We start from the raw sequence: 8,881 nt of genomic DNA on the forward strand, positions 1-8,881 counted from the left end.
ACGCTCATCGGCATGACGTTGGTGGTGTTTTTGATCATTCGCTTCACTCCCGGCGGCCCGATGGAGCAGGCTCTGCTGGAAGCGCGCATGAAAAGCGACGGTCAGCGCGGCGGCACAAACCGTCAGCAATCCAGCGGCCTGACCCCAGCGCAGCTGTTGAAACTGCAGGAGCAGTACGGACATGATAAACCCTTCCTGATCGCCTATGCCTCATGGCTGGGAGCCTGGCCGAAAGAGACGAATCGTTCCCGCGCCGAATACGTCGATGGCAAAACGGAAACCGAAGTCAAAATCCCCGGCACTGCGAGCCTGGTGGTGGTGAAGCGAACAGCCCAGAACACCGCGGAGATCGTGCCGAGCAAGGAAGTGGACTCCTCCTCGTGGAAAGCCCGCATCATCACGCCTGAGCAGCAAAAGATCGAATGGGAGAAGGTGAATCCCGGCCAGAAACTCGACAAACCACAGCCCTACGTGGCGCTCATCTATCAACCCAAATTCGCCGGTGTTCTGGAGGGCAATCTCGGCGACTCCACGCGCTACAGCGAACCGGTGTGGACGATGATGAAGCGCCGGTTTCCCATTTCGCTGTTCTACGGCATCACCTCCATTCTGCTGACCTACATGGTGTGTGTGCCGCTGGGTGTATTGAAAGCCATCAAGCACCGTACGCCGACTGACACCGCCACCTCGGTGTTGATCTTCTTTGGCTATGCGATTCCTGAATTCGTGCTCGGCGTGTTTTTGATGGTGATCTTCGCCGCACGGCTGCGCTGGTTTCCGCTGGAAGGTTTTGTGAGCATCAACTTCGCGGAACTCAGCTTCTTCGGCAAAATCTACGATCTGCTCCATCATGCCTTCCTGCCGCTGTGCTGCTACATGGTCGGCAGTTTCGCGGGATTGACGATGCTGGTGAAAAACAACCTGCTCGACCAGCTCGCCAGCGATTACGTGCGCACCGCCGTGGCCAAGGGCGTGGAATTCAAACGCGCCGTCATCGGTCATGCCCTGCGCAATTCCTTCATCCCCGTGGCCGCCACGATGGGCCAGGCGCTCACGGTGCTCGTGGCCGGCAGCTTCCTCGTGGAGCGTATTTTTGACATCGACGGCTTCGGCCTCATGGGCTTCAACGCCTTGCTGGAAAAGGATTACCCCATCGTCATGGCCACCGTCACCGTGAGCGGACTGCTGCTCATGCTCGGCAACCTGCTTTCCGACATGATCACCGCACGACTGGATCCCCGCATTCGATTTGAGTGATGAACCGCAAACTTTCCATCGCTGCCATCACCCTCGGTGCTCTCGCCATTCTCAGCGAGCTGTGCGGCATCTTGATTCCCACCGTTTCCTGGTTCTTCGATAATGGTCGCACCTTTGGCTGGGTCAGCTCGGTGCTGCTGATCGTCGGCGGCATTCTCGGTCTGCGGTTCCTGCCGCGTGAAATCCGCTGGACGCCGGTGACCTTGCAGCGCTTCCGCCGTTTCCGCAGCATTGGCCGCGGCTGGTGGTCGTTTCGCATTCTGCTGGTGCTGATCGCCCTGGCGATGCTGGATCAGGCCCTGGTGGGCAAGCGTGCGCTGCTGGTGCGGTGTGATGGGAAAACGTATTTCCCCGCCTTCTCTCAGAAGCGTTATCAAGCGCAGGACTTTGGCCTCGCTGGAGAGCAGGAGACGAACTACCGCGAACTGAAGCAGCGCCTGAGCAAGGAGAAGCGCGGCTTCGTATGGATGCCTCTTGTACCCTGGGACCCGGTGCTGGACACGGACTCGCTGCAATCGATCACTCTGGAGCAGCGTGGTGGCGTGTGGTTCAAGCCCGGCGATGCCGAACCCTATTCCGGACGCGCCCAAAAGTCCTATGCGGATGTGCCGACGCAAAAGCATACGGACACACGTTTCCGCAAAGGCCTGCCGGATGGAGAGTCACTGGGCTACTCACGCACTGGAGCACTGGCGCTTTCCGCCTACTACAAGGCCGGGGTGAAAGACCGTGAAAAATGGACCGGTGAGATGCCGCAGGAGGAGTTCGAGAAAGCGGCGGTCACCTCTTATGAGATGATCGTTTATCCAGCAATTCCACCCTTGTGGAAGGCCGGACACTACCTCGGCACGGACAGCCGTGGCTGGGATGTGCTGGCGCAGATTTATGGCGGATGGCAGCTCAACCTGAAGGCGATTTTGCTGTTCATTCTTTTCACCTATGGCGTCGGCATCATCATCGGTTTGCTGATGGGTTTCCTTGGCGGCTTTTTTGACATCGCCATGCAGCGTTTCATCGAGATTCTCGATGAGCTGCCCTTCCTCTACATCGTGATGATCCTGATCAGCATCATCGGCGTGGCCAACATGAACTTGCTGATTCTCCTCGGTGTGATCTGCTTCTTCTCCTGGACGAGCCTGACCTACTCGCTGCGTGCGCTGGCTTACAAAGAAAAGGAACGTGACTACATCTCCGCCGCACGCCTGCAAGGGGCAAGCACCTGGCGCATCCTCACGCGCTACCTGCTGCCGAACATGCTCGCCACCATCGTGACGAAAATTCCGTTCAGTGTCGCCGCCATCATTTCATCGCTCACCGCACTGGCGTTCCTTGGCTTTGGCCTGCCGGAAACCTATCCGCAATGGGGCTGGCTGTTTGACGATGGCACCAGCCACCTCTCCGCAATGTGGATCTCCATCTCGATGTTCAGCGTGATGGTCTTCATTCTACTGCTCGTCACATTTGTCGGTGAAGCGCTGCGTGAGGCGTTCGATCCGAAGAAGTTCACCACCTATCAATGAAGCTCGCTGTTCCCCGTTTGCTGTTGGCTTTTACCACCGCCGCCATCTTTGGCGGTGCGCTGCATGCCGCAGATTTTCCGCCGTATGATGGCACCAAGGAACGCGAGGCCTTTTGGAGCTTCTACAACAAGAAGGTGCTCGCAGGACTGCAGGGCCAGGAGAAGGAGCTACCCGAATTGATCGCGAAGGAAGCTGATGCAGCGAAGAAAGCGGAGCTGGAGGCCCAGCTCACCGCGACACGCGAACGCCTGAAAAAACCTGAGTACTTCACCTTCGCCAAACCGGAGGATGTGCCGGCGGATTTGAAATGGGAGAACGGCATGGATGAGCCGGAGATCGGTGACTCCCATGCCAAGAAAGGCGGCACGATGCGCCAGTATGTTCTCTCTTTCCCACCGACGCTCCGCGTTCTCGGCGAGAACAGCAACAGCTCCTTCCGCGGCTACCAGTACGACGACGTGGAGATGAGTCTGATCAATCTGCATCCGGAAACCGGGCGCGTGATTCCCGCTATCGCCAAAGAGTGGGCCGTGGCCCCCGACAACCGCGCGGTGTATTTCCGCATCGACCCGGATGCGACCTTCTCCGACGGGACGCCGATCGAAGCGGATGACTTTTTCAATCAGTTCTACATGCAGCTGAGCGAGTACCCGAAGAATCCCTTCGGCAATCAGTGGTATGGGGAGAACTACGCAAACATCACGCGCTACGATGCGCGCACGCTCTCCATCTCGCTCACGGAGCCCAAGCCGCTTGCGGCTTATTATGTGAACACCACTCCCATGTCCCGCCGCTTTTACAGCGAGTTCGGGCCGGACTTTGAACAACGCTATCAGTGGCGCTGCCGACCGACCTCCGGCCCCTACGTGATCAAAGAAGAGGACATCCACTTCGGGCGCGATATCGCTCTCACTCGCGTGAAAAACTGGTGGGCGCGGGACAAGAAATTCTCCCGTTATCGCTTCAATGTCGATCACGTCGTTTATCGAGTCGTGCGGCTGCAGGAGAAGGTGTTGGAGCTCTTCCGGCAGGGCGAGCTGGATGTCGAAGAGCTCATGATGGGCATCCCGGAATACTGGTACGAGAAGCTGGAGATCCCCGAGGTGCACAAGGGCTACATCCACAAGGCGAAGTTTTACAACGTCTGGCCGGGCTCCCATGCGGGCCTGTGGCTGAACTGTGCGGTCGCACCGCTGAACAACAAGGAGGTGCGCCTGGGCCTCAGCTACGCCACGAACTACCAGAAGGTGATCGACTTCGATCTGCGAGGCGACTTCCAGCGCCTCAACTGCTTCAGCAAAGGCTTCCCGCTCATCGGCGATCCGCCCATCACTGCAAGACCCTTCGATGTGCAGCTGGCGCGCGAACACTTTGCCAAAGCCGGATACACCAAGCTCGGCAACGACGGCGTGCTGGTGAATGACAAAGGCGAGCGTCTGTCCGTGACCATCCTGCATCGCAAGGTGGAGATCATTCAAAAGGTCATGCAGCGGCTCAAAGAGGAGGCGATCAAAGCTGGCGTGGAATACAAGCTCGAGGGCCTCGAAAGCACGTCCTACTTTCAGAAGGCCACGCAGAAGAAGCATCAGATCGCGTCCGTCGCCTTCAGCGTGACGCCGCCGATCCCTGATCACTACCAGGCCTGGCATTCGAAGGATGCGTTCATGGAAGATGGCAAAACGCCGAAACCCAATACCAACAACCTTTGCAGCTTCGCCGATCCCCGCATGGACAAATTCTGCGAAGACGAGCGCCACGCGACAACCATCGAGGAGATCCGCAAAGCCTCCTGGGGCGCGGACCAGATCATCTACGACGAGGCTGCATGGATTCCCGCCTACGAGCAGAACTACTACCGCTGCGCCTACTGGCGCTGGGTGAAGTGGCCGGAAAAAACCTTCAACGTCGCTGTCAGCGAACTGCCGATGTCCAACCACGTGCACTGGATCGACGAAGACGCAAAACGTGAAACCGAAGACGCGATGCGCGCCGGAAAAACCTTCCCCGAAACCGATCAGGTATTCGATCACAACCTCAAAGCAGGAGGAACCAAGTAATGCCAACACCTCTGCTCGAAGTCCGCAATTTGCGTGTCGGTTTCCAGACCGACGAAGGTCTGCTCACCGCCGTCGATGGCGTCGATTTTGTCCTCGAAGCCGGCAAGACGCTTGGCGTCGTCGGTGAAAGTGGCTGCGGCAAAAGCGTGACGGCCATGAGCCTGATGCGTCTGCTGCCACAGCCTGCCGGGCGCATTCTCAGCGGCGAAGTGCTGCTCGAAGGCCGTGACCTCACGAAGCTGCCGATCGATGCCATGCGGAAGATTCGCGGCAATGACATCGCGATGATCTTCCAAGAGCCGATGACGGCACTGAACCCCGTGCAGCCCGTCGGCATGCAGATCATCGAAGCGATTCAGCTGCATGAGCCCACCACACCTGCCAAGGCGCTCAGGCGCGCTGTCGAGCTCATGGAATGGGTCGGCATCCCTGCACCCGAACAGCGCGTGAACGAATACCCTCACCAGCTCAGCGGCGGCATGCGCCAGCGCGTGATGATCGCCATGGCGCTGTCTTGTCACCCGAAGGTTCTCATAGCTGACGAGCCGACCACGGCGCTGGATGTCACCGTTCAGGCGCAGATCCTGGACCTCCTGAAACGTCTGCAAAACGAAACTGGCATGGCGGTCATCTTGATCACCCATGACCTCGGCGTGATCGCTGAAACCTGCGATGACGTCGCCGTCATGTATGCGGGTCGCATCGTCGAACGTGGACCGGTGTATCCGATTTTCGCCAAACCACAGCACCCTTACACGCAGGGGCTCATCCGCTGCCTGCCGAAGCTTGATCATCCGCCCAAGACAACGCTGCCCGTCATCCCGGGCATGGTTCCCAGCCTCAGGGACATGCCTGCAGGCTGCCGCTTTGCCTCGCGCTGCCCGAACCCGCACAGCACGGATGTTTTAAACGCCCGCCAGCCCTGGAAAGAATGCGGCAGCGGTCATGGCGTGGAAGCCTGCGCGTGCTTTGCCTCTCAAATCTCTGCGTCATGAGCCTTCTCTCCGTTCAAAATCTCAAGATGCACTTCCCGGTGCGTGGCGGTGTGTTCTACACCACGCAGGCAGTGTGCAAGGCTGTGGATGGTGTGAGCTTCGAACTGAAAGCGGGCGAAACGCTCGGCCTCGTCGGTGAAAGCGGCTGTGGGAAGTCCACGGTGGCCCGCTCCGTGGTGCGGCTGCTCAAGCCCACCTCGGGCAATGTGATCTTCAATGGCCACGACATCTCCACGCAGTCACAGAGCGCGCTGCGCAGCCAGCGCCGTGAAATGCAGATGATCTTCCAAGATCCTGCCGAGTCGCTCAATCCCCGCCACACTATCGGGCAGATTTTGGAGGAGCCTTTCATCATTCAAAAGATGGGGACTCGCGCAGAACGCGCTGAATGGGCGGTCGAGCTGCTTAAGCGTGTCGGTTTGCCGGCAGATGCCATGTTTCGTTATTCCTTCGAATTCAGCGGCGGTCAGCGGCAGCGCATTGGCATCGCGCGTGCGATCGCCTTGAATCCCAAGCTCATTGTGTGTGACGAGCCGGTCTCCGCACTCGATGTTTCGGTGCAAAGCCAGGTGCTCAATCTCCTGCTCGAGTTGCAGCGTGACATGGGTCTGAGCTACCTCTTCATCGCACACGGACTCAACGTCGTAAAGCACATGAGCGACCGCGTGGCGGTGATGTACCTCGGCAAAATCGTCGAACTCGCGCCGGCCACCGAGCTCTATCAAAACCCGCGCCACGCCTATACCAAGGCATTGCTGGATGCGATCCCCATCGCTGATCCGACGCAGCGCCGTGCACGGCAGCTCCTGCGCGGTGATGTGCCTTCGCCGATCAATCCTCCCGCCGGCTGCGCCTTCGGCCACCGCATGAAGCATCCGAAGTGGGAGCAAAGCGTGGGGATGGATCTCACGCTCAAAGAAGTCTCGCCAGGGCACTTCGTGCAGCCCTGTCCGTGCTGCACGTGATGCAGGCGTAACTGCCTGCATGCTGAGATGACTGCGGGCACAACAGTGCCCGCATCACTTTCAGATCAATGAGAGGTCGCCTTCTCCGCACCGAGGCCGGTGTGGGCGCGGACGGTGAGTTCAGCAAACTTGGCTTCGGCTTCAGGATCACGTGCCGTGAGAATGGTGCCGAGCCAGGCGGCGATGAAGCCGATCGGGATGCTGACGATGCCGGGGTTTTCGAGCGGGAAGATGGCGCCATCCTTGCCGAAGACTCCATTGGGGCTCAGCAGGATGAGGATGATGGAGGAGGCAAGTCCGACGCTGAGGCCGGCCACCGCGCCCGTGGTGTTGAAGCGCTTCCAGAAGACGCTGAAGATGATGACAGGCAGATTGGCGCTGGCGGCGACAGCAAAGGCCAGGCCGACGAGGAAGGCGGCGTTCACGCTGGGGCCGAGATAGATGGCGATGCTGATGCTGACTGCCCCCACGCAGAAGGCGGTGATGCGCGCGACTTTCACTTCCATGCCCGGACGGTTGGTTTTGCCGTGATGGATGACGTTGGAATAGAAGTCATGCGCAAAGCTGGCGCTGGCGCTCATCGTGAGACCAGCGACAACAGCGAGAATGGTGGCAAAGGCGACGGCGCTGATGAAGGCGAAGAAGAATTCGCCGCCGAGCACCTGCGCAAGGATCGGCGCGACCATGTTGGTGTCTGGCTTGCCTGCAGCCGTGGTGATGAGCGCTTTCTTGAGGATGGTAGCGGCACCGAAGCCGAAGAAGGTGGTCATGATGTAGAACAGACCGATGATGGCCATGGCCCACACGACGCTGGAGCGGGCGGTCTTGGCATCAGGCACGGTGTAAAAGCGCACCAAGATGTGCGGCAGACCGGCGGTGCCCAGCACGAGGCCGAGACCGAGTGAAATGAGATCCAGCGGTCCCCATGGACCAGCCACGGCGACGCCGAACTTGAGGCCGGGCTCCATGAGATTCTTGGGCTCTGCGGTGCCGGCGTAGTCGGCTTTGGAGACGGCGTTGAAGAATTCGGTGAAGCTGAAGTGGTGATACTGGAGGACCAGATAGCTGAGCAGCATGGCACCCGCGATGAGCAGCAGGGCCTTGATGATCTGCACCCAGGTGGTGGCCAGCATGCCGCCGAAGACGACATAGACGAGCATCAGCATGCCGACGCCGATGACCGCAGGTGCAAAGGGGAGACCGATGAGGCGCTGGATGATCACGCCCGCACCGACCATCTGCGCGATCATGTAGAAGGTGGAAACAGTCAGTGTGCTAAGCGATGCCAGCGCACGCACGGGACGAGGCTTGAGACGGTAGGCCAGCAGATCGGCCATGGTGTATTTACCGGCATTGCGCAGCGGCTCCGCGACGACGAGCAGCACGGTGATGTAGGCGACCAGGAAGCCCACGGAGTACATGAAGCCATCGTAGCCGTAGAAGCAGATCATCCCGGAGATGCCGAGGAAGGAGGCGGCGCTCATGTAGTCGCCGGCGACGGCAAGACCATTCTGCCAGCCGGTGATGCTACGCCCTGCAGCGAAGTAGGCGCTGGCACCCGTATTTTTTTTGGCGGCCCAAAAGGTGATGAGAAGCGTGAGGCCCACAAAGGCCAGAAACATGATCAGAGGAATGTTCATCGAGAAGGAAAGGAGACGAATTTAAAACGGAAGGTTCAACTGCGGCGCGTGGCTCATTCCTGACCGTGAATCACAGCAGCGGCGGCTTTGTCCCACTTGGCGGCGACACGCACATAGAGGAAGGCCATGATCCAGGCCATGAAGAACTGCGAGAGCGCGAAGACATAGGCGATGTTCACTTCACCCCAGACCTTCTTCTTCATCAGTTCAGGGCAGTAGCCCACCAGGATCGGCAAAGCGAGGTAGTAGATCAGGAAGAAGATCGTCGCCGGGATGATGAATCGTGATTTGCGGGCCAGCAATGCGCGGAATTCCGGCTTCGCCTCCAGCTTTTCCCAGTTCACAGGTGTTTTTTCGCTCATAGTGGGGCGGAGAGTATGGAGACAGACGCTGGATGGCAAGAGTGGAAAGCAGCGGAGGTGAAAATGCCCCGCGTTTTCCAGTCTC

General features: G+C 59.0%; 7 protein-coding genes. 5 read left to right on the plus strand and 2 right to left on the minus strand.

All coding sequences use genetic code 11. The features are described 5' to 3' along the window. The 5 genes from ACIREA_RS20060 to ACIREA_RS20080 form a co-directional block, all read left to right on the plus strand. On the plus strand, positions 1 to 1,257 hold a 1,257-nt coding region (locus ACIREA_RS20060; protein WP_397384123.1), incomplete at its 5' end, for an ABC transporter permease subunit. Then, positions 1,257 to 2,777, plus strand: a complete 1,521-nt coding sequence (locus ACIREA_RS20065) for an ABC transporter permease subunit (protein WP_397384124.1) — start codon at positions 1,257 to 1,259, stop codon at positions 2,775 to 2,777. The genes ACIREA_RS20060 and ACIREA_RS20065, both read left to right, overlap by 1 nt. Then, on the plus strand, positions 2,774 to 4,834 hold the full coding sequence (locus ACIREA_RS20070) for an ABC transporter substrate-binding protein (protein ID WP_397384125.1): 2,061 nt from the start codon (positions 2,774 to 2,776) through the stop codon (positions 4,832 to 4,834). Before ACIREA_RS20065 ends, ACIREA_RS20070 begins: the two co-directional genes overlap by 4 nt. Continuing rightward, positions 4,834 to 5,829 carry an ABC transporter ATP-binding protein gene (locus ACIREA_RS20075; RefSeq protein WP_397384126.1) on the plus strand — a complete coding sequence of 332 codons (996 nt, stop codon included), beginning with the start codon at positions 4,834 to 4,836 and terminating at the stop codon, positions 5,827 to 5,829. Before ACIREA_RS20070 ends, ACIREA_RS20075 begins: the two co-directional genes overlap by 1 nt. Next, positions 5,826 to 6,794, plus strand: a complete 969-nt coding sequence (locus ACIREA_RS20080; RefSeq protein ID WP_397384127.1) for an ABC transporter ATP-binding protein — start codon at positions 5,826 to 5,828, stop codon at positions 6,792 to 6,794. The genes ACIREA_RS20075 and ACIREA_RS20080 overlap by 4 nt, the downstream gene beginning before the upstream one ends. Before the next feature lie 65 nt (positions 6,795 to 6,859). Here the strand turns inward: ACIREA_RS20080 and ACIREA_RS20085 are convergent, their stop codons facing one another. Continuing rightward, positions 6,860 to 8,434: a cation acetate symporter gene (locus ACIREA_RS20085; protein ID WP_397384128.1), complete on the minus strand. Its 1,575-nt coding sequence runs from the start codon at positions 8,432 to 8,434 to the stop codon at positions 6,860 to 6,862. Between the two features lie 53 nt (positions 8,435 to 8,487). Then, positions 8,488 to 8,796 carry a DUF485 domain-containing protein gene (locus tag ACIREA_RS20090; RefSeq protein ID WP_397384129.1) on the minus strand — a complete coding sequence of 103 codons (309 nt, stop codon included), beginning with the start codon at positions 8,794 to 8,796 and terminating at the stop codon, positions 8,488 to 8,490. Between the last annotated feature and the right edge of the window lie 85 nt (positions 8,797 to 8,881).

Source organism: Prosthecobacter sp., from assembly GCF_044373815.1.
GTDB lineage: Bacteria > Verrucomicrobiota > Verrucomicrobiia > Verrucomicrobiales > Verrucomicrobiaceae > Prosthecobacter.

What these genes read in the sequence shown, in the direction of transcription:
- ACIREA_RS20065 (WP_397384124.1), top strand. Translation starts at nt 1,257, where the DNA reads ATGAACCGCAAACTTTCCATCGCTGCCATCACCCTCGGTGCTCTCGCC.
- ACIREA_RS20090 (WP_397384129.1), bottom strand. Translation starts at nt 8,796, where the DNA reads ATGAGCGAAAAAACACCTGTGAACTGGGAAAAGCTGGAGGCGAAGCCG.
- ACIREA_RS20070 (WP_397384125.1), top strand. Translation starts at nt 2,774, where the DNA reads ATGAAGCTCGCTGTTCCCCGTTTGCTGTTGGCTTTTACCACCGCCGCC.
- ACIREA_RS20080 (WP_397384127.1), top strand. Translation starts at nt 5,826, where the DNA reads ATGAGCCTTCTCTCCGTTCAAAATCTCAAGATGCACTTCCCGGTGCGT.
- ACIREA_RS20085 (WP_397384128.1), bottom strand. Translation starts at nt 8,434, where the DNA reads ATGAACATTCCTCTGATCATGTTTCTGGCCTTTGTGGGCCTCACGCTT.
- ACIREA_RS20075 (WP_397384126.1), top strand. Translation starts at nt 4,834, where the DNA reads ATGCCAACACCTCTGCTCGAAGTCCGCAATTTGCGTGTCGGTTTCCAG.